Origin of the sequence: Rhizobium sp. SG570 (assembly GCF_012275345.1) — a bacterium.
Lineage (GTDB): Bacteria > Pseudomonadota > Alphaproteobacteria > Rhizobiales > Rhizobiaceae > Rhizobium > Rhizobium lusitanum.
Genome location: NZ_JAAZQI010000001.1, coordinates 290256 through 309798, shown reverse-complemented (window position 1 = coordinate 309798; position 19543 = coordinate 290256). Strand labels below are relative to the sequence as shown.

The window sequence follows — 19543 nt, the reverse complement described above, 5'->3', positions numbered from 1 at the left end:
GGTTCCCGCCGCGCTGAAAGCATCGTGACGAAATCGTGGCGGCAGGGTTTGGAATGACGCCCCGGCGCTCCTACATGGTGGAAACACATCCTCCCTTTTACCACGCAGGTTTCTTGCCATGGTTCCCTTTTCCATCCTCGATCTTTCGCCCGTTGCCGAAGGCAGCACCATCCGCCAGTCCTTCGACGGTTCGAAGCGCATGGCGCAGAAGGCGGAGGAGCTCGGTTACAACAGGTTCTGGCTAGCCGAGCACCACGGCATGCCGGGCGTCGCCAGTGCCGCGACGGCTGTCGTCATCGGCCATGTCGGCGCGGCAACCTCGCGCATCCGCATCGGTTCGGGCGGCGTCATGCTGCCGAACCATTCCCCGCTTGTCATCGCCGAGCAATTCGGCACGCTGGAAGCCCTGTTTCCCGGCCGTGTCGATCTCGGCCTCGGCCGGGCGCCGGGCACCGACATGCGCACGGCGCAGGCCCTACGCCGCAACATCGATGCCGGCGCGCAAAGCTTCCCCAACGATATCGTCGAGCTGCAGCATCTGTTCAGCCCGGCCGACGAGAACCAGATCATTCTCGCCGTTCCCGGCCATGGCGCCAACGTGCCGATCTGGCTGCTCGGCTCCAGTCTCTACAGCGCCCATCTCGCCGCCATGCTCGGCCTTCCCTATGCCTTCGCCTCGCATTTCGCGCCGGAAGCCCTGCTTGACGCGGTCGCCATCTACCGGGAGCGTTTCACGCCATCGGCAACGCTCGACAAGCCCTATGTCATGGTCGGCGTCATGGGCTCGACGGCAGATACGGATGAGGAGGCGCAATACCATTTCACCTCAGCACAGCAGCAATTCGTCAACCTGCGCCGCAATGTGCGCGGCCCCTTCCCTCGCCCGCGCAAGGACATGGACGATTTCTGGACGCCGATGGAAAAGCTGAATGTGGAAAACACGCTGCGCTATGCCGTGGTCGGTTCCCCGGCGACCGCCGAGGCGAAACTCCGGCAATTCATCAAAGATACCGAGGCTGACGAGGTCATCATTTCGATGCCGATCCACGATATCGAGGCGCGATTGAGATCGGTTGAGCTGTTCGCTACGCTTCCGAGCTTCAAGAAGGTGTCCTGACTTTCGAATGCGAACTATCCGGTGAGCCGATCTTCTGTGAGCGGCTCACCACGCGATCGACGAGGTCAGGATACGAGCCTCGTCTTCCAGTGGCGCCGGATCAACATATCCAACGACAGCTTGCCGGCGCCGGCGACGATCAGCACGAACATTCCACCCGAGATCGCCAGGTCCTTTTCGAAGTGCAAGAGTTCATTGTGACTGGCGAAGTTCGTGTGAAACAATAGCGCTGTCAGCAAGCAGAACAGGCCGAGACCGAATGCCGCCAATCGGGTCGTGAACCCGAGCGCAATGGCAAGGCCTGCAGCAAGCTGCACGACGATGGTTGCAGTCGCGATAGGTGCGGCGACGCCAAGCTTTGCCATGGCTTCCAATGCATTATCGAAATGGCTGGCGAGTTCGATACCCTCTTCCAGAAAGAGTAACGACAGCAGCATACGGCCGAACAGCAGTGCCATGTCCGCCATATTGACGAGAGCGGCACTCTCCTCTTCGTATTCCATGGATTTCCTCCTTCACAGCAACATCCGGGCGGTTTCCGCTCTCGGCGGCATCTCCACGACTTGGTCGAATGGAAATGCCGCCGGGTCAGTTGGGGCCGAGTTCTAGTTGCTTGCCTTCGCGGCGATCGCCTTGGTCAGATCATCCAGCTCCTCGCAGCCGCCGGGGCAAAGTTTGGTGAGTGTGGCAAGCTGTTCGCGAGCCTTGGGCATGTCGCCGGTTTCGACATAGAGTTCGCCGAGATATTCATGCGCGCCCTTGTGATCCGGCTGCAATTCCAACGCCTTGGTGTAGTAGGTCAGCGACGTTCGATAGTCCCCGGTCTTGCGCAGGGTAAAGCCCATCAGATTGTAGACATCGGCCTGCTGATGCTCCTCGGCGATATCGCGAAGCTCGGCAAGCGCGCCGGCATAATTCTTCGCATCGATCTTGGCGCGCACCGACGTCAGATCCGGCGTGTCGGTGGCCTCCATATTGTCGACGGCGAAGGCGACGCCGGCCGTTGCGGCGGGAATGGCGATCACGGCGCACAGGCCGGCAATTCCGAAAATGGCATGTTTCAACATGGTCTTGCTCCTTCTTGGCCGCTCAGGCCTGGATGGTGGGGGTGAATCCGTAAGCGTTGCCGTCCTTGACGAAGGTACCGGAGCCCGGGAACGGAAAATGCGAGCCGCAAATCCTGATCTTGTCGGCAATAACGCGGTCGATCAGCTTGCGGCGGGTACCGATGGCCATCGGGCCGTCCTGGTCGTAGGCTCCCTGCCATTCGGGATGGGGTGCGAGCAGCGCCGGCACGTACATGATGTCGGCCGAGACCATCAGCTGCTCGTTGCCGCCATCGATGAGGAAGACCGAGTGACCGGGGGTGTGACCGGGCGCGGCCATGATGCGCACGCCCGGCGCGACCTCGGCGCCATCATCGACCAGCCGCCAGTTCTTCCACGTCGGAAAGACGGAAGCGATGCGCCTGCCCGCTTCCTTGCGCCCCTCCGCCAGCTTGTCGACACGGCCGGGATCGGTCCACCAGTTGTACTCGGTGGCATTGACCACAAGCTCGGCATTGGCGAACACCGGCGCATTCGTTCCTTTTTCCATCAGGCCCCAGACATGGTCCGGATGGAAATGCGAGATCATGATCGTGTCGATTTTCTTGTAGTCGATGCCGGCGGCGGCCATGTTGGCCGGAAGATGCGTGGCATTAGTCTGCCACTGCCCGACGCCCGACCCGGCATCCATCATGATCTTTCGGCCACCGATATCGAGGACGACGACGGTCAACGGAATGGGCATGAACTCCGTCGTCAGGCCGGCCTTGGAAAGCGCCTCCTTGGTGTCATCGACGGACGCGTTCTTGATGAAGGCCGGATCGTGCGGCTTGCGCCAGATGCCGTCATAGACGGCCGTGACGTCGATCGAACCGACCTTGTATTTGTAGAAGCCCGTCGTCGGCTCCAGTGGGGTCGCGGCGAAGGCTTGCGGAATGAATTCGAGCTTCGACGACAGTCCGAAGGCTGCCGCAGCGGCGGCCGTCCCGAGCACGGCACGGCGGGTCATGTCAAACATCGCGATATCTCCTCAGGGTTATGGCTTTGGGGCCAGGCGGAGGGCGCTGCAGATTGCCGCCCCCGCTGAGGAAGAAGATCAGCGACTGCGGGCACTTATTCCCCGCAGCACGAAAGATTCATTCAAATAATTGAAATTAATAGGCTATTTTAGCTCGAGGCCGAAAGCCCGGATCGCAATCTGCTGGGTGCAGAGCGCCTGGGGGCACCGTCTTCGACTTTTTCGAATCCGATCGGGAATAAAACCCGAGCAAGTGCGATCTACGTCTTTAGGCAAGATTGCAAGCGCCGGACCCGAGGCTTACAGTCAACATCGGCGTTTCGCGGGGACCATGATGACAGACGCCCAGATTATAAGCGCGATTTCATTCGACCGCCGGTTTCACGCCATGAACTGGGGTCGCCTGCAAGCAAGCGTGATGCGCAGCCTGGAGCGGCTTCTCATCCGGTTGGTTGGCCCGTTTGCCGGACCGAAGGCGCACGGAACGAAGGAGGCCAGCTACTCCAGCCTCATGATGGTGGCCGAGACAGCGGCAAATGACGAACCGCGCCTGCATACAATCTCATCGTCGGACGAAACCATGCGCCGCTTCCAGCGCACGATCGTTCCGCATCTGGATGCCGCCTATAATTTCGCGCGCTTCTTGAGCAGGGATGCCGATGCCGCCCAGGATATCGTGCAGGAGGCATTCCTGCGCGCCTATCGCGGCTTTGGCGGCTTTCGCAATGGCGATGCCCGGGCCTGGACATTCACCATCGTCCGCAACTGCTATCACGCGTGGCTGCAGGAAGGGCGACGCAAGACCCGTTACGAACTGCCGATGACCGATGGCAATGACTCACCGGAGGATCCGCCGTCGTCCGAACCGGCCTCCGAGGAAGACACCCCTGAGGCGGCGTTAATCCGCAAGGCGGAAACGCTGCGGGTGCGCCAGGTCATCAACATGCTGCCCGATGCCATGCGTGAAGTCCTCGTCCTGCGTGAGCTCGAAGATCTTTCCTATAAGGAGATCGCCGAAATCATCGATGCGCCGATCGGCACCGTCATGTCGCGCCTTGCCCGCGCTCGCCGCGATTTCGGCGAAGCCTGGCGCAGCCTCGACGCGAAAGGGGTGGCGCGATGAGCGACGGGGAACACAGTGATCACGGCGAATGGAGCGACCTACTGCATGGCTTCATTGATGGCGAACTCGATCCGGCCCACACCGCAAGTTTCGAGACGCATCTTGCGACCTGCCGAGAATGTGCCCACGAGATGGAAGAGGCTCTTATGGTAAAACGCCTTGCCGGCCGCGAAGGAGTGAAATGGCAGGCACCGGACGCCGTCCATGCACGCGTCCAGGCCGCGTTGGCGCTGGAACAGGTCATGATGGCACGCGCCGTGGCGGCAACGATCCAAACGGAGAACCCATGGCGTAGCTTCTGGCGGTTTGTCCGGCAATGGAGCTTTATACCATCGCTCGCAGCCCTGGCAGCCAGCCTCATGCTGGTTTTGAACATGCCGCAGCAGAGCCAAACGATCGAAGATCAGCTTCTTGCGAGCCACGTGCGCTCGATGCTCGCCGATCACCTGACCGACGTGCTGACCTCGGATCAGCATACCGTCAAGCCGTGGTTCAGCGGCAAGATCGATTTTTCTCCACCGGTGGTCGATCTGGCGGCACAGGGTTTTCCCCTTGTCGGCGGCCGCGTGGATTATCTGAACGGTCGGGTCGTGGCGGCGCTGATCTACCACCGGCACGGCCATATCATCAATCTCTTCATCTGGCCCGGCACGGCCACCACCCGCAGCAGCGCCGAGAAGGAGGGCTACAATTTCGCCGAATGGTATGCGGACGGGCTGGTCTTCTGGGCAGTATCCGATGTCAGCGCCACCGACCTTTCTGCCTTTCGTGATGATTTCTCGCGCGCCACCACACCCTAGAGCGTTTTGTTTCTTTACGCATTCCAGACGGAAAACCGCTTCGCACTTTTCCTGGAAATGCTCTAAGGCGCAAAAAAGCCGGCCGCATGGGCTGCGGCCGGCTTTTTGCAAGCAGTTTATCCGGATCAGGCCGAGAGTTTCGCCAACACTTCCTCGGTAACCTCGAAGTTCGAATAGACGTTCTGTACGTCGTCGTCGTCTTCGAGGCTGTCGATAAGCTTCATCAGCGACTGAGCCTTTTCTTCATCGACCGGCACATTGTTCTGCGCGCGCCAGATCGCCTTGACCGTTTCGGCTTCGCCGAGCGTCGCTTCGAGCGCCTTGGCGACTTCGTTCATCGCTTCGAAGCCGCAGATGATGGTGTGGCCCTCTTCGTCGCTCTCGACGTCATCGGCGCCGGCTTCGATCGCTGCTTCCATCACCTTGTCGGCGTCGCCGACTGTCGGCTTGTAGGTGATCTCGCCGACATGGTCGAAGGAGAAGGAGACCGAGCCGGTTTCACCGAGCGCGCCGCCTGCCTTGGTGAAGATCGAGCGGACGTTGGAAGCCGTGCGGTTGCGGTTGTCTGTCAGCGCTTCGACGATGATCGCCGTGCCGCCGGGGCCGTAGCCCTCGTAGCGGACTGCATCGTAGTTTTCGCCGTCATTGCCGGCCGCCTTCTTGATGGCGCGGTCGATATTATCCTTGGGCATCGACTGGGCCTTGGCGTTCTGGATCGCGAGGCGCAGACTTGCGTTCATGGTCGGGTCAGGCAGACCCGCCTTGGCGGCGACGGTGATTTCACGCGCCAGCTTCGAGAACATTTTCGAACGCACCGAATCCTGACGACCCTTGCGGTGCATGATGTTTTTAAACTGTGAATGGCCAGCCATGGCACCCCTGTTCACGTCTTTTGTTGGGAATGGGCCGCCTTATAAGAGCGAAGCGGCCTTCATTCAAGCAAAAAGCCGGATAATGGCGTCGGTCGAGGCCTTCCGCCACTATTCCTACGGTTTGACGGCAAGCTTGCCTGCCCGAATATCCGCAACGGTTTCCATGGCCTTGTTCAATCCCTCGAGCGATGCGCGTTCGTCCTTGATTACGGGTCGCAGATCGGGCGACCAGTCATTGATGGCGCCAACGCGCGCTAGGAAAGTGCTACCGCTTCTCATCTGGTGAATGATCCGGCTTGCCGGAACGCAGCCCTGTGCATCCGTAGCAACCGCCGGATGGCTATCAACTCTGATCAAGGCAGTCATGCCCGGCGCATCATGCGACAAGAGGCAGACGCGTTGCGGTGTTGGTGAACTTCCGTAGTCGATGAACAAAGCCCCCGACAGGGACGTAATGCTGCAATTGCGTTTGTCAGTCATTGCATCGGTTGGGCATGACACGCTCCAACTGCCAGCGGCTAACAGATTTGCGCTTTTGCCGACAGAAACAGTTCCCTGACTGAATTTTTGGAGGCGATAGCCATCGGGCGTCGTGTTGACCGGGTTTGATGAGACGCAGCCCGATAGCGCTGCAGCTATTATTGTAGTCAAAAGAACCCGATTCATGCGCTTCCCCCAATGGTATGGCGCAATCAATCACGGCCAGCGGAAGTTGCATAGGTGAGTAGGATACATATCCCAACGAAAATCGTCACAGCCCCTTGAGCACATAGATCAGCGGCTTGCGCGGCAAGGTCTTCACCGACACCGTGACGCTCGGGGTCGGCGCGTAGGCGACGTCGAAGTCGGGACCGAACAGGGCCAGGAACTGATCGACCGGTGGACCCCAGCGATGCATGGGCAGGATCAGCGACGAACGCAGCCTTTTCACCACCCGGCTCATGCTGTCAGCCCCCATGGTCAAGCCGCCGTCGACCGGCACCATCACGACATCGAGCCGGCCGATCTCGGCATATTGCTGGTCGGTAAGCTCGAAATGCAGATGCCCCAGATGGCCGATGCAGAGACCGGCGACCTCGAAGATGAAGATCGAATTGCCGTTGGCTTCGATGCCGCCGCCCCAGGAGCGGATATCGGTCACCACGTTGCGGATCAGTGTGTCGCCGACGGTCAGGTGGATCTTTGCCGGTTCGCCAGGCGTGTCGCTCCAGCCATGCAGCACATATTTGATCGCCGGGTCGGGCGTCAGCGTGTAATGGCTCGGATGCGCCTTGTTCATGGTAACGACGTCGGGGGTATGGGGCGGCGAATAGGCGCCGCTGAAATCCGTGGCGATGGAAACGCCGCCGGGCGTCTCGATGAACAGGGTCGCATGACCGAGGAAGGTGATTTTCACATCGCCATTGACGGGATCGTTGGCGGGTGTCGGGCCTTGGTTGGAAAAGCTGGCGAAAGTCGCCTTGGGCAAGGACTGCGCAATCGCCTGGCATTGGCTCGGCTGAGGACCTGAAGGCTTCTCTTGGGCGTCCGCGGCGCTCCAGCCCGCCGCAGCCAGCAGAAAGAACACGGCGAAGACAGGAAACCGCAGCATCTGCCACCCCTTCAAGCCCAGGAAGGCCGGAAGGATGCTGCATGACCGAAAACAGGTCCAGCACCAATCGGACACGATTGCTCACAATCGCGTCATTGCGCTTCGTCGATTAATTGCAGGGCACGATCAGCGCCAGAACTCGGGAATGGTCTCGGCCAGACGCGGCCCGAGCCTCAGCGGCGCGATCTTCTCGGCAAGCCCCGTCGCATCCGATATCTCCACGCCGACGCCACAGATGGTGGCCGGACCGGATGCCGCTTCGAACCGACCCTTCGGCATTTTCGAAATGAACCGGTTGAGCGGCTCCTCCTTCTCCATGCCAAGCGAGGAATCATAGTCGCCGCACATGCCGGCATCCGACATGTAGGCTGTGCCACCGTTCAGGATCTGCGCATCGGCGGTCGGCACATGTGTATGCGTGCCAACCACGAAGCTGGCGCGGCCGTCGACGAAATGGCCGAAGCATTGCTTCTCGCTGGTCGCTTCCGCGTGAAAGTCGAAGATGATGGCGTCCGCCTGCTCCTTCAGCGGGCAGGCATCGAGGATGACCTCTGCCGATTTAAAGGGATCGTCGAGCTCCGGATGCATGAAGACGCGGCCCATGATATTGGCAACGAGCACGCGGGCGCCATTGCGCGCATAGTAGATACCGGAGCCGCGGCCGGGCGTGCCGGCCGGATAGTTGGCGGGACGCAGGAACTGATCGTGGCGCTCACAGAACACCACAGCCTCCTTCTGATCCCAGACATGGTTGCCCGTCGTCACCACATCGGCGCCGGCATTGATTGTTTCGAGGAAGATGTCCTCGGTGATGCCGAACCCGCCGGCAGCATTCTCGCCATTGACGATGACGAAATCGAGCTTCAGATCGGACACTAGCCCCGGAAGGCGGTCCCATACCGCAGTTCGTCCGGTCTTGCCGACCATGTCACCCAGAAAAAGCAGCCGCATTCGCTATCCAATCGCTTCCGAAACGAAATTGAGTCCGCTCTCGGTCAAAATCGCGTCAAGACGGACATCATGCGGCTCAGCCGGTACTGATGGCACTTCTTGGCAATCGAATGCAATGCCGATGAGGCGCGGATTCAAGCCTTTTTGATGCAAACGGGTGATGGCGCGGTCGTAATGGCCGGCTCCGTAGCCGATACGATGGCCGGTGCTGTCGAACGCCGAAAGCGGCACTAGCATGATATCCGGATCGAGCACTGCCGCATCAGGCCCCGGCCCGGAGGTGCCGAACCCGGTCGCGATGAGCGCTGCACCCGGCACGAGCTCGCGAAAGACGATGGTGCTCCGGTTGAGGATCACGGGCACGCAAAGCCGCGCACCGCGCTCCCTAAGCCGCGCCATCAACGGCCTTATATCCACCTCGGACCGGATCGGCAGAAAACCGGAAACGATCGTTCCCGGCGCGACATCGATGGCATCGCCGCCATGGGCAGCCATGGCCAGTCCCATCTCGATGCGTTCATCGGCTGGAATGGCGTCACGCGCCGCCAGACGCTCGTTGCGATATTGGGCTTTCAGCTCTTTGGGGGTCATCGGATCTTCGCGATTTTCCATGATATCACGAAAACATAATGAGCCGGCGGCCTAATGCAATGCGCGAAAACGACATCTGGCGATGGTATGATGCGAGCCGCAATCAACCACTCGTGCGCACGACGGACATCTTTCCGTCGCCATCCGGATGCGCGCGGACATTTTCATAGTTCAGCAGCGTCGAGTGGCCGGTTTCCACCGGATGGGAATGCGTGGCGGTGATCACCATCACATCGGCGCCGGCGGCTTCGCCTGCCTTGATGCCGGCCATCACATCCTCGAACACCAGGCAATCGGAAGTGCGCAGGCCAAGACGCTCCGCCCCGAGAATGTAGCACTGCGGATCCGGCTTGCCGACCTTGACGTCCTCGGCGGTCACGATGAAGCGCGGCACCGGGATGCCGGCAGCGTCAAGTCGGGCCATCGCCAGACGGTACGGGGAAGAGGTCACGATCGCCCACCGCTCCGGCGGCAGGGACGCGAGGAAATCGATGGCTCCCGGCAGTGCGACCACGCCCTCGACGTCGGCAATCTCCGCCTCCACGATGCCCGCCGACTCGGCAACCGGATCGACGCCGGGCAGGTTCAACTGGCCGATCGTATCGACACCGCGTTTGCCATGCATGGTCGGCATGAACTTTTCAACGTCCAGACCCTTGCTGCGAGCCCAATTGCCCCAGACGCGTTCGGCGGCTGCGATCGAATTGATGATCGTGCCATCCATGTCGAACAGGAAGCCGGAATAGGCTTTGGTGAAGGCGGAAGAGGATGCAGCGGACAAGGCAGGCCCTTTCTGGACGTGAAAACGAGCGGCCGGCGCAGCCGCGCCACTCGCAATATGTGCTTCATCCGACTAACGACAGCCGCGGCAAGAAGCAAATGATTGCTGAGCAACGGGCGCAGGAAAAGCCCGTTCATTCGTTTCAACCGATGCGACATCGGAAGAAAGCGCTTGCATCACCATCGGCAGATGGCGAAACGGAAGCGTGCGACTGAAGAGATCAGCCGCACGCCTCGATCAATTATTCGCCGAGGCGGCTCTTCAGACCATTGATGATATGGTTCGCCAGCGCCTCGTAGTCGTCATCGAAATGGTGACCACCATTCATGGCAATGACTTCGGCGCCGGTGCCCTTCAGCAGCGGGCATCCGACATCCTCGTCGTCGTCCTTGCCGTAGACGCATTGCACCATCTTCGGATTGATCGACTTGAGGTCATTGATGGGATCGCCACCCTTGCCCTCGCTCGAAGCACCGAGCCAGCCCATGACCGAAATCACGTAATCGACCTTCTTCGACAGCGACAACAGGGACATCTGCACGATCTTGTCCTTGTCTGGCTGCTGCAGGCGGTTGTAGCTCGCCGGCAGCACATCGGCACCGAACGAATAGCCGATCAGCACGACATGCTTGACCTTGAAGCGCTTGGTATAGAACTGGATCATGCGCGCGAGATCGTTGGCAGTCTGTTGCGGATCCCGCTCCGACCAGAAATAGTGCAGCGAGTCCACACCCACGACCGGAATGCCCTGATCCTGCAGATAGCTGCCGACTTCCTTGTCGATGTCGCGCCAGCCGCCGTCGCCGGAATAGACGATCGCAAGCGTGTCCTCCGTCGGCGTGGTTTCCATGACATCAACGGGCAGGCCGAGCGGCGATTTCGCGCTGTCGATCGACTTCATCAGGTCCGCCAGCGAAGCCTCGAGCGTCGCATAGGTATCGTCGATCCCGGAATCCGTGGTCTGGACCTCGGGATGATCCTTCTGGATCTCCTCGACGTGATCGCGTCCATCCTTCGGAGCATTCGGCGTGAAGGTCACGAGAATCGGGTTCGGCAAAGCACCTTCCTGCAGGCCGAAGGACACCATGTCGCCATCGGTCTTCTTCTCGGCCGGCGTGCAAAGCTCTTGCTTCAGCCCGATGCCGGATGTCGGATCCACGGCAACCGTTCCGGCAACCGTGGCATCCGGGGTCTGCGCGGCTATCGTCAGTGCCATGGCGCCGCCTGCGCCGACGCCGGCGATGATCGGCAGCTGATAGGTGCTGTCGGCAAAGGAACGCTGCACCTGCTGGCTCAGTGATTCCAGATCCGAGACCATGTAGATGCAGCCATCGTTCTGGCTGACGTCATATTTGTTCAGCGAAGCCAGGAAGGACGGGTAATCGATGCCGATGACCAGCGAGCCACTGGCGACGAGCTTGTCGGCAACCGCCTTCTCCTTGTCGCCCCAGCCTGCAACGTCGGAGATTAGAACAACCTCGCTCGTCACCTTGCCTTGCGGGCGCAGGATATGCGGCGGCGAAATCATGCCCAGATCGTATTTGGTATCGTCTTCGTCGGCCCGCGCCGAGCCTGAAGCAAGCAGACCCATCGTCAGCATGCATGTGAAAACCAATGATATTGCGTATTTCAAGATCATTTCCTCACGACCCCCTTTAGTCCGCCCCCGATGAGGAATGTGGCATCCATCAACGCGATCATGGGACTCACACCTCCCGAAACAGCCAGATAGCGGGGCTGCCATTCGGGATGGAATTTGGATTTGAAGGCACGAAGCCCTTTGAAATTGTAGAAACGTTCGCCGTGCTCGAACACGGTCCCTCCGACCCTGTCCCAAACCGGCGCCGACTCCCGTCTCGACATGCCCGAAAGCGGCGCCATGCCCAGATTGAATCGATAAAACCCCTGCTCCTTGAGGTATTCGAGGATCTTCACGAACAGAAAATCCATCGATCCCTTCGGAGCATCGGGCGAAAAACGCATCAGATCGACGGACCCCTCCTCCTTGGTTTCCGTCATCAGAATATTCGCAAAAGCGACGATCTTACCATCCTTTTTCAACACGCCGACCGGCTGCGAGCTCACGTAGTCCGGATCGAAAGCGCCCAGCGAAAAACCCTTTTCCTTGGCATTGTGATCTGCGAGCCACGTATCCGAAACATGCTCAAGCTGATCCATGATTTCGGGCACATGTTGAGGGTCGATAACGGCAAATTCTAGTCCGTCACGCACTGCTCTGCTCGCTGTTTGCCGAAGATTGGCCCATTTGCCGCCCTTCAGCTCGAAATTTGCGAGCTGAACCACCGCCAGTTCGCCAAGCTTGAAGGCACGCAGGCCGGCATCCGCGCAATAGGACAACAGCGCTGGCGAGATCTGATAGAAGACCGAGCGGCAACCGGCGGCACGGGCAGCCTCGACAAATCGCCAGATGAGATCGGGGAGTGCCTGACGTGGGCCGACGGGATCGAACAGCGCGATCCACGAACGGCCCTGCTTGCCATACATGATGAAGGCATCGCCCTTTTCCGAGAACATGATGCTCTTATCGCCCATGCGCACCAGATTGGCGTCGGCGACCCCCTGTTTCCGGACGATTTCGACGGCCCGTTCGACCGCATGGTCCGTAACCGGTTCCAGCCGCTTCGTCGCCGGACGCAACAGGCTGAAGATCGCGATCGCCGATGAAACAATGGAAATGCCGAGCACGGCGCGAAGGCCGCGCGGGGCCTCGTCTGCGAATTCAAATTGCCACCAGAGCTGATTGCTGTAGCCGACATCGCGGTAGACGAAGAACAGGATGACGACGGCGCCGATGCAGATGACGGCAATGGCCGTCAGCCATCCGGCCGTGAGCGCTTGGCTCAGCAGAGATGCCGGGCGGGTGAACAGCCGGCGGCTGACGACGAGGCTGAAGACGAGAAACGCCAGCAACCCGGCCTCGACGATGGCAATGGCCTTCAAGAGCGATAGCAGCAGTGCAAACACCGCCGAGAAGATCGACACCCACCAGGCACCGTCGAGACGCTGGCTGAGACCGCGCGCGGCGACGATCATGGCCACGCCCAGAATGCTGGAAAGGAAATGCGCGCTTTCGACGAGCGGCAGGGGCACATAGTCGGAAAGGACGATCAGGTTCTGGTCGGGCGTTGGTGTCACGCTCGAAAATACCAGCATCATGCCGAGCAGCAGCCCGAAAGCCGACAGCAGCTGCGGCATCAGCCTGCCACCGACACGGCGCATGCTGGAGGCAACCGGATGATCGACGAAACGGCGCAATTCCGCCACCGAGATCGCCGCGATCGCGATGACGAGCGGAATGACGTTGTAGATGACGCGATAGAGAACCAGCGAACTCAGAACGGCGTCCTCATTCACCGAGCTCCCGAGCCAGGCGATGATGATCGTCTCGAAAACGCCGAAGCCGGCTGGAACGTGACTCAGCACGCCGAGACCGACAGCGATGGCATAGATGGCCAGAAAGGCCGGCCAGGCGATCGCCGTTTCAGGCAACAACACGTAGAGCACAGAGGCCGATGCCGCGATATCGAATGCGGTCACCAGGAATTGCCGCGACCAGGTGCGCGAATCCGGCAGACGAACGGCGATCGGCCCAATGCGCACTTCCCGGCCGTTGCGGCCGATAAAGACGACGAAGGCAAGTGCCGCAAGAATGGCGACGGCAATCAGACGAAGCCACAGGCCGTCGACATTGATCAGCGGTCCGATCTCGTCGGCGATGACCAACAATGCGATGGCGCCGACGGCGGCAAGGCCGAGGCCGAAGGCAAGCGTTACGAAAGCGATGACGCGGGTGATATCGTCAGGCGACAGGCCGAGCCGCGTATAGGCGCGGTAGCGGATCGCGCCGGCGCTGAGCGCGCCGAAGCCAGCGGTATTGCCGACCGCGTAGGCGCTGAAAGAGGTCAGCGCCACATGCGGAAATGGCAGCCGCTTGCCGATATATTCCAGCGCGTTCTGGTCGTAATAGATCAGGGAGACGAAGCTCAGCCCCGTAAACAGCAGGGCGAGCAGAATGGAGGAAATCTTCGTCGTCGTCAGGGCATGCACGACGTCGTCGTAGCGCACTTCATTGGTCAGATCGAAGATTGCATAGGCGGCAATACAGAAGACGGCGACGGTCAGAACGGCGACGATCAGCGTGCGGTAGCGGTTCAGAAAGCCGCTGATACCGCCACGCTCTTCCAATTCTTCATCGGCTTTTTCCAAATCGATCGGCGTCGACATGTTCTACCTGTTTATCTTGACTTTCGCCCGGCCCGATTGCTCGGATATTCAGTAACAGCGACGATGCATCTTCGTATTGCCGTCTACACTTCTTTCGACAGGCCCGTTGTCACGCGAGCTCCCATCATTCTGAATTTAGGCAATTTTGGCGCAGGCCCCATTCCACCAGCGCTGGATCGGCCATTATTTAAAGGAATTTGTCATTCATCCCGAATTTTAGCTTATCCACACACAAAAGTGATCGTTGCATCCCACCTTAGGCGCAGCTCCCTATCAGGAAATTATAACAAGGTCACCTCTCCCCACGCGCCTTTCGAACGAACATATCGTCCCACCCTCACCCGCGCCCGCAACACAAGTTTGCTTGAGCGTTTCAGGCTGATCATATGCAGCGCTGCCGAGCGACGCAGCCAGCCGAGATAAATGCAGGATCAGGCCTTCTCGTTCAGCCGCAGCAGCTCCTTCAGCTTCTCGTCAGTCCCGTCCTCAAGGGGTGTGTAGACGACCAGCTTCATATCCGTTCGATCGATAACGGCAAGCGCGGTATATTCAAACGTCATCAAGCCCCCGTGCGGGTGGCACAAGCGCTTGTGGCCGGCCAGCGGCCGCTGCACCTCCTGCCTGGGCCACCAGGCGCGAAACTCCGGGCTATCTCGCATCAAGGTCGTTACCAGCCGCTCGAAATCAGGATCGCCGGCATAGCGGGCGCTATCGGCACGGAACATAGCGAGAGAGGTCACCGCAACGCTCTCCCAATCGACCAGAAGCTGCCGATGCGTGGGATCGGTGAATACGCGATGTATTGTATTGCGGGCATCGCCCTGCAACAGGCCATAATCCCCGAAAAGTGCCACAGCAGCCGAATTCCAGGCCAGCACGTCCCAGCGTCGGCCGAGGATATAGGCCGGCTGGCCGCTCAGGCTTGCCAGCATCCGCCGCAAAGATTCGGGAACTTGTTCCGGTCCCTGCGATATCGTCTCTGTCGGCGGTCGATCGCTCAAGGCAAAGAGATGCCGCCGCTCGGCAGCATCAAGCCTCAAAGCGTCGGCGAGCGCCGACAGCACTTCCGCCGATGCGCGTACGTCCCGCCCCTGCTCCAGCCAAGTGTACCAGGTGGCCCCGACGCCGGCGAGAAGCGCCACCTCCTCCCGCCTGAGCCCCGGCGTCCGCCGGCGGAACCCGCCCGGCAGCCCGACGCCGGCCGGCGTCAGCTTCTCCCGGCGCGAGCGCAGGAAAGCACCGAATTCGCGGCGTCTGGCGGTGAGGACCGCCTCGTTCTGATGGATGTTCATCCATGCATCATAGCAGGATCGATACTAGGATAAAGCCGCAACTGTTTACCGCCTTCTCAAGCTGTCAAATATCGTCGCGGAAACGAAATGGAGGCGCCGGCGATGGACATGAGCGACAAGACGATACTGATCACCGGCTCGACTGATGGCGTCGGCAGGCGGGTCGCAGAACGGCTGGCCCTGACGGGCACGATGGTGCTGGTGCACGGCCGCGACAAGCCGCGCGCAGAGCATCTGCTGTCCACCATTCGCGATGCGGGCGGCAAGGCGGCCTTCTACCCGGCCGACCTTTCGTCGCTGGATGATGTGCGCAGCCTGGCGGATGCGATCGAACGCGACCACACTCGGCTCGACGTTCTGATCAACAATGCCGGCATCGGCACCGGCGGCGGTAACGCAAAACGCGAGCTCAGCCGCGACGCGCATGAACTGCGCTTTGCGGTGAACTATCTCGCCGGCTTCCTGCTGACACGCCGCTTGTTGCCGCTGTTGAAGGCAAGCGGCCATGCACGCATCGTCAATGTATCCTCCGCAGGACAGCAACCGATAGACTTCCGTGACGTCATGCTGACCCGCGACTACAGCGGCGCGCGTGCCTATTGCCAGAGCAAATTGGCGCAGGTCATGTTCACCCTCGACCTTGCCGAGGAACTGGCAGGCTCGGGCGTTACCGCCAATTGCCTGCACCCGGCAACCTATATGGATACCACCATGGTGCGACAGGCCGGCGCAGCGCCGATCAGCACCGTCGATCAAGGTGCGGACGCCATTCTCAATCTCGTTGCCGGTTCCGACACCGAAGGCTCCTCCGGTCTCTATTATGATGAGCGACGGCCCTCCCGCGCCAATGCCCAAGCCTATGATGCGAGCGCCCGCGAGCGCCTGCGCACCCTCAGCCGGGATCTTACCGGCCTCGCCTGACCTCATCAATTCCATCATCCACATTCAAAAAAGGAAACACGACATGTCCCACCAACATGCCGTCATTATCGGCGGTTCGTCCGGTATCGGCCTTGCAACCGCAGCCGATCTTCTCGAAAAGGGCTATCGCGTCACAATCACGGGTCGCGACGAGACCAAACTGCAGACGGCGGCACAAAGCCTTGCGGGCGCGGTCGCGACCATCGTCATGGATGCCGCCGATCTCGACACTCTTCCCGAAGCCTTCAAGACGATCGGCCCTCTCGATCATCTCGTTCTGGCGCTCGGCGGCGGCAATGGCGGCGGCCCCTTCGCCACGGTCGATCTCGCCGACCTCAGGAAGGGCTTCGAGCAAAAGACATTGGCACATTTTGCCTGCGCTCAGGCCTGCCTTCCCTTTCTTTCGAAGGAAGGCAGCATCACCTTCGTCTCGGCCGTCTCTGCTCAAGCCGCCCTGCCAGGCACGGCTGGACTCGGCGCCGTCAACGCCGCCATTGCCGCGCTTGCGCCCATTCTGGCGGTCGAGCTGAAACCGATCCGGGTGAATTGCGTTTCCCCCGGCGTCGTCGACACGCCCTGGTGGGATTTCATCGGCGAAGATCAGAAGGTGCCGGTTTTTGCCGGCTTTGCCGCGCGCACCCCGGTTGGGCGCATCGGTCGCCCCGAGGACATTGCCCAGGCCATCGCCTTTCTGATCGGCAACGGTTTCACAACCGGCCACACATTGATCTGCGACGGCGGAATTCGCCTCGGCCAATGATGCCAATCGCGCCATTGTCGATGCCGATCGGCAATGGCCCTCTCATTCCCGACCGACATCCGCCTGAAGCCGTGTCAGGATCTCGATCAGCTTCGGCGCCATGTCGCGGATTTCGACAAGGTGGATGGCGCTCAGGCGGTGGAGGACATCCTCGGATTTTTGCGTCAATTGCAGCGTCTGGCGACGCTTGTCCGCAGGATCGGTATTCCTCGTGGCATAGCCGGCGTCGATCAGGCGGCCGACCAGCTCGGTGGCGGTATGAGGGGCGATCAGCAGCCGCTCGGCCAGCATGCCGATAGTCATCGTCTCGCCTGGGCGGCTCCCCTTGATGGCAAGCAATGCCTGGTGCTGCTGTGGCGGCAGGCCGGCCTCATGCGCCGCGGACGTGCTGAAATCCGTGAATTTGCGCAGTGTATAACGCAAGGTGGCCAAGGCCTCGTAATCCGCCTGCGACAAGGTCTTTTCCAAACTCTGCACCATCAAATCGTCCTTTTTTGCCGCAGCCGGCGATCTCAGTTGATTTATATCGCATTACGATATATTTGCCATCTCGATCCAGGGAAGCGGCTGAATGATGGCCGTGCACGCTTAGCACAGAAGGCAGCCAATGCAGGACACCGGCACTTTGCAAAATCACAGTCACGATTTCTCCGGAGGAGCCTCCCGCAAGGACAATGGCGATTTCACCACCGATAAGCGCGTCCTGCTGCTGGTGGCCATGGCGGTGGTGGTCGGCACTGGCGGCGCCCTTGCCGCCTGGGCGCTGATCAATCTCATCGCACTTGTCAGCAATGCCGTCTGGCTGTTCAAGATCAGCACGGAGCCATTATCTTTCACCACGGTGGCGCGCTCGCCCTGGATGGTGGCGGCACCCATCCTCGGTGGCCTCGTCATCGGACTGATGGCGCGCTATGGCTCGGAGAAGATCCGCGGCCATGGAATTCCGGAAGCCATCGAGGCCATCCTGATCGGCGGCAGCCGCATGTCGCCGAAAGTGGCGGTGCTCAAGCCGCTGTCATCCGCCATCTCCATCGGCTCCGGCGGCCCCTTTGGCGCGGAAGGTCCGATCATCATGACCGGCGGCGCCATCGGCTCGCTCTTCGCCCAGCTGTTCCATCTTAGCGCCGCCGAACGCAAGACGTTGCTTGTCGCCGGCGCCGCTTCAGGCATGACGGCCATCTTCGGAACACCCATCGCCGCCGTGATGCTCGCCGTCGAGCTGCTATTGTTCGAGTGGAAACCGCGCAGCTTCATTCCCGTCGTCGTCGCCGCCTGTGTCTCGATCATCTGGCGTCCGATGCTGATCAGCAGCGGTGCATTGTTTCCGGCGCATTTCGAGATGGCGCTTTCATGGTGGAGCATTCTGTTCGCCGTAGGCCTCGGCATCATCTCCGGCTTGCAGTCCGGCCTGCTGACGACCTTGCTTTATCGGATAGAGGATGCATTCGAGAAACTGCCGATCCATTGGATGTGGTGGCCTGCCCTCGGAGGCTTGGTGGTCGGCCTTGGCGGATTGGTCGAGCCTCGCGCACTCGGCGTCGGCTATGACATCATCGCCGATCTGCTGCACAGCCGCATCTCCGCGGGCGCCGTCCTGGCGATCCTCCTAGTCAAGGCTGGCATCTGGCTGGTTGCTCTTTCCTCGGGCACGTCGGGCGGCGTATTGGCGCCGCTCCTCATTCTCGGCGGCGCGCTCGGCTGGCTGGTGGGTCTCGTCCTGCCGGGCGATCCCGGCTTCTGGGCGTTGCTGGGCATGGCGGCGATGATGGGCGGCACCATGCGTGCGCCGCTGACAGGCACCTTCTTCGCCGTCGAACTAACAGGAGACATGAACGCGCTGGTGCCTCTGCTTGCGGCCACGGTCGCGGCCTATGCCGTCACCGTTCTGCTGTTGCGCCGTTCCATTCTGACAGAGAAGATCGCCCGGCGCGGCCAGCACATCACCCGCGAATACGGCATCGACCCGTTCGAGCTGACGCGTGCCGCCGACATCATGATGTCCAAGGTGGATACCATGCCCGCGACCATCCGCCTGTCCGAAGCTTTGGCTCAGATGACCGAGCGACCGGATGCGCATCGTTTCTATCCCGTCGTCGAGAGCGACGGGCGCTTGGTCGGCATGATCTCGCGCGCCGATGCCCTTCGTTGGCAGAACCGACCGGAACTGGGTGAACAGTCACTTTATGACATGATCTCGGACAGCTCCATTCCGGTGGTGCATGCCGAAGACACGGTCGGTCGCGTTGCCGACGTGATGATACAGGCCGATACCGGGCGCGTTCCCGTTGTGGAAGCGCAAACCGGGAGGCTTGTAGGTCTCATCACCCGGAAGGATCTGTTGCGGCTGCGCAGCGCGGGAAATCGCGCAGAGCTCGAACGCGGAGCCTATCTGCGTTCACGAAGCTAAGGGAGGAGGAATGGCGTCGGCGGGGCAC

The 19543-nt window shown here is 60.6% G+C and carries 20 protein-coding genes; 7 read left to right on the top strand and 13 right to left on the bottom strand.

The window, feature by feature from the left end; genetic code table 11:
* Positions 1 to 118 precede the first annotated feature (118 nt).
* Entirely contained in the window at positions 119 to 1117 is a 999-nt protein-coding gene (locus tag FHT28_RS01475; protein WP_047555375.1) for an LLM class flavin-dependent oxidoreductase, read from the top strand.
* Between the two features lie 65 nt (positions 1118 to 1182).
* Here FHT28_RS01475 and FHT28_RS01470 read toward each other — a convergent pair whose 3' ends face one another.
* The 3 genes from FHT28_RS01470 to FHT28_RS01460 all read right to left on the bottom strand — a co-directional run bounded on the left by FHT28_RS01470 (position 1183) and on the right by FHT28_RS01460 (position 3181).
* Positions 1183 to 1620 carry a DoxX family protein gene (locus tag FHT28_RS01470; RefSeq protein WP_047555374.1) on the bottom strand — a complete coding sequence of 146 codons (438 nt, stop codon included), beginning with the start codon at positions 1618 to 1620 and terminating at the stop codon, positions 1183 to 1185.
* Positions 1621 to 1722: 102 nt separating this feature from the next.
* Entirely contained in the window at positions 1723 to 2184 is a 462-nt protein-coding gene (locus FHT28_RS01465) for a tetratricopeptide repeat protein (protein ID WP_168595399.1), read from the bottom strand.
* Positions 2185 to 2206: 22 nt separating this feature from the next.
* Positions 2207 to 3181: an MBL fold metallo-hydrolase gene (locus FHT28_RS01460; RefSeq protein ID WP_168595398.1), complete on the bottom strand. Its 975-nt coding sequence runs from the start codon at positions 3179 to 3181 to the stop codon at positions 2207 to 2209.
* Between the two features lie 334 nt (positions 3182 to 3515).
* On the opposite strand from FHT28_RS01460, the gene FHT28_RS01455 reads away from it, so the two are divergent.
* Both FHT28_RS01455 and FHT28_RS01450 read left to right on the top strand, forming a co-directional pair.
* A complete protein-coding gene (locus FHT28_RS01455; protein ID WP_246704780.1) occupies positions 3516 to 4304 on the top strand; it encodes a sigma-70 family RNA polymerase sigma factor in 789 nt (262 codons plus the stop codon).
* Complete coding sequence (locus FHT28_RS01450) at positions 4301 to 5104, top strand: anti-sigma factor (protein ID WP_168595397.1); 804 nt, start codon at positions 4301 to 4303, stop codon at positions 5102 to 5104. The genes FHT28_RS01455 and FHT28_RS01450 overlap by 4 nt, the downstream gene beginning before the upstream one ends.
* Before the next feature lie 125 nt (positions 5105 to 5229).
* Here the strand turns inward: FHT28_RS01450 and FHT28_RS01445 are convergent, their stop codons facing one another.
* The 6 genes from FHT28_RS01445 to FHT28_RS01420 form a co-directional block, all read right to left on the bottom strand.
* Positions 5230 to 5976, bottom strand: coding sequence for a YebC/PmpR family DNA-binding transcriptional regulator (locus FHT28_RS01445; RefSeq protein ID WP_047555371.1), 747 nt, complete (start codon positions 5974 to 5976; stop codon positions 5230 to 5232).
* A 114-nt stretch (positions 5977 to 6090) separates the two neighbouring features.
* Entirely contained in the window at positions 6091 to 6642 is a 552-nt protein-coding gene (locus FHT28_RS01440) for a hypothetical protein (RefSeq protein ID WP_141694054.1), read from the bottom strand.
* 85 nt (positions 6643 to 6727) lie between these two features.
* Positions 6728 to 7567, bottom strand: a complete 840-nt coding sequence (locus FHT28_RS01435; protein ID WP_168595396.1) for an MBL fold metallo-hydrolase — start codon at positions 7565 to 7567, stop codon at positions 6728 to 6730.
* 126 nt (positions 7568 to 7693) lie between these two features.
* Complete coding sequence (locus FHT28_RS01430) at positions 7694 to 8518, bottom strand: TIGR00282 family metallophosphoesterase (protein WP_047555368.1); 825 nt, start codon at positions 8516 to 8518, stop codon at positions 7694 to 7696.
* A gap of 3 nt (positions 8519 to 8521) precedes the next feature.
* A complete protein-coding gene (locus tag FHT28_RS01425) occupies positions 8522 to 9109 on the bottom strand; it encodes a 5-formyltetrahydrofolate cyclo-ligase (RefSeq protein WP_168595395.1) in 588 nt (195 codons plus the stop codon).
* Positions 9110 to 9212: 103 nt separating this feature from the next.
* On the bottom strand, positions 9213 to 9890 hold the full coding sequence (locus FHT28_RS01420; RefSeq protein WP_037196484.1) for an HAD family hydrolase: 678 nt from the start codon (positions 9888 to 9890) through the stop codon (positions 9213 to 9215).
* Between FHT28_RS01420 and FHT28_RS35855 the strand changes: the two genes are divergently transcribed.
* Positions 9878 to 10105 (top strand): hypothetical protein, encoded by a 228-nt coding sequence (locus FHT28_RS35855; protein WP_037196483.1) that lies wholly within the window; start codon positions 9878 to 9880, stop codon positions 10103 to 10105. The genes FHT28_RS01420 and FHT28_RS35855 overlap by 13 nt on opposite strands.
* Before the next feature lie 26 nt (positions 10106 to 10131).
* On the opposite strand, the gene FHT28_RS01415 is transcribed toward FHT28_RS35855, so the two are convergent.
* From FHT28_RS01415 to FHT28_RS01405, 3 genes are all read right to left on the bottom strand, one after another.
* Positions 10132 to 11529 carry an AcvB/VirJ family lysyl-phosphatidylglycerol hydrolase gene (locus tag FHT28_RS01415; protein WP_037196481.1) on the bottom strand — a complete coding sequence of 466 codons (1398 nt, stop codon included), beginning with the start codon at positions 11527 to 11529 and terminating at the stop codon, positions 10132 to 10134.
* Entirely contained in the window at positions 11526 to 14135 is a 2610-nt protein-coding gene (mprF, locus tag FHT28_RS01410) for a bifunctional lysylphosphatidylglycerol flippase/synthetase MprF (protein WP_037196479.1), read from the bottom strand. The genes FHT28_RS01415 and mprF overlap by 4 nt, the downstream gene beginning before the upstream one ends.
* Positions 14136 to 14566: 431 nt before the next feature.
* Positions 14567 to 15427, bottom strand: coding sequence for a helix-turn-helix transcriptional regulator (locus FHT28_RS01405; protein ID WP_168595394.1), 861 nt, complete (start codon positions 15425 to 15427; stop codon positions 14567 to 14569).
* Positions 15428 to 15529: 102 nt separating this feature from the next.
* Here FHT28_RS01405 and FHT28_RS01400 point away from each other — a divergent pair, with 102 nt between their 5' ends.
* Together FHT28_RS01400 and FHT28_RS01395 are read left to right on the top strand one after the other, a co-directional pair.
* Positions 15530 to 16348, top strand: coding sequence for an SDR family NAD(P)-dependent oxidoreductase (locus tag FHT28_RS01400; RefSeq protein ID WP_168595393.1), 819 nt, complete (start codon positions 15530 to 15532; stop codon positions 16346 to 16348).
* 43 nt (positions 16349 to 16391) lie between these two features.
* The gene (locus FHT28_RS01395) at positions 16392 to 17108 is read left to right on the top strand and encodes an SDR family oxidoreductase (protein ID WP_168595392.1); all 717 of its coding nucleotides are present in this window, start codon (positions 16392 to 16394) and stop codon (positions 17106 to 17108) included.
* A 42-nt stretch (positions 17109 to 17150) separates the two neighbouring features.
* Here the strand turns inward: FHT28_RS01395 and FHT28_RS01390 are convergent, their stop codons facing one another.
* A complete protein-coding gene (locus tag FHT28_RS01390) occupies positions 17151 to 17588 on the bottom strand; it encodes a helix-turn-helix domain-containing protein (RefSeq protein ID WP_168595391.1) in 438 nt (145 codons plus the stop codon).
* Between the two features lie 127 nt (positions 17589 to 17715).
* Here FHT28_RS01390 and FHT28_RS01385 point away from each other — a divergent pair, with 127 nt between their 5' ends.
* The gene (locus FHT28_RS01385) at positions 17716 to 19515 is read left to right on the top strand and encodes a chloride channel protein (protein ID WP_168595390.1); all 1800 of its coding nucleotides are present in this window, start codon (positions 17716 to 17718) and stop codon (positions 19513 to 19515) included.
* Positions 19516 to 19543: the final 28 nt, after the last annotated feature.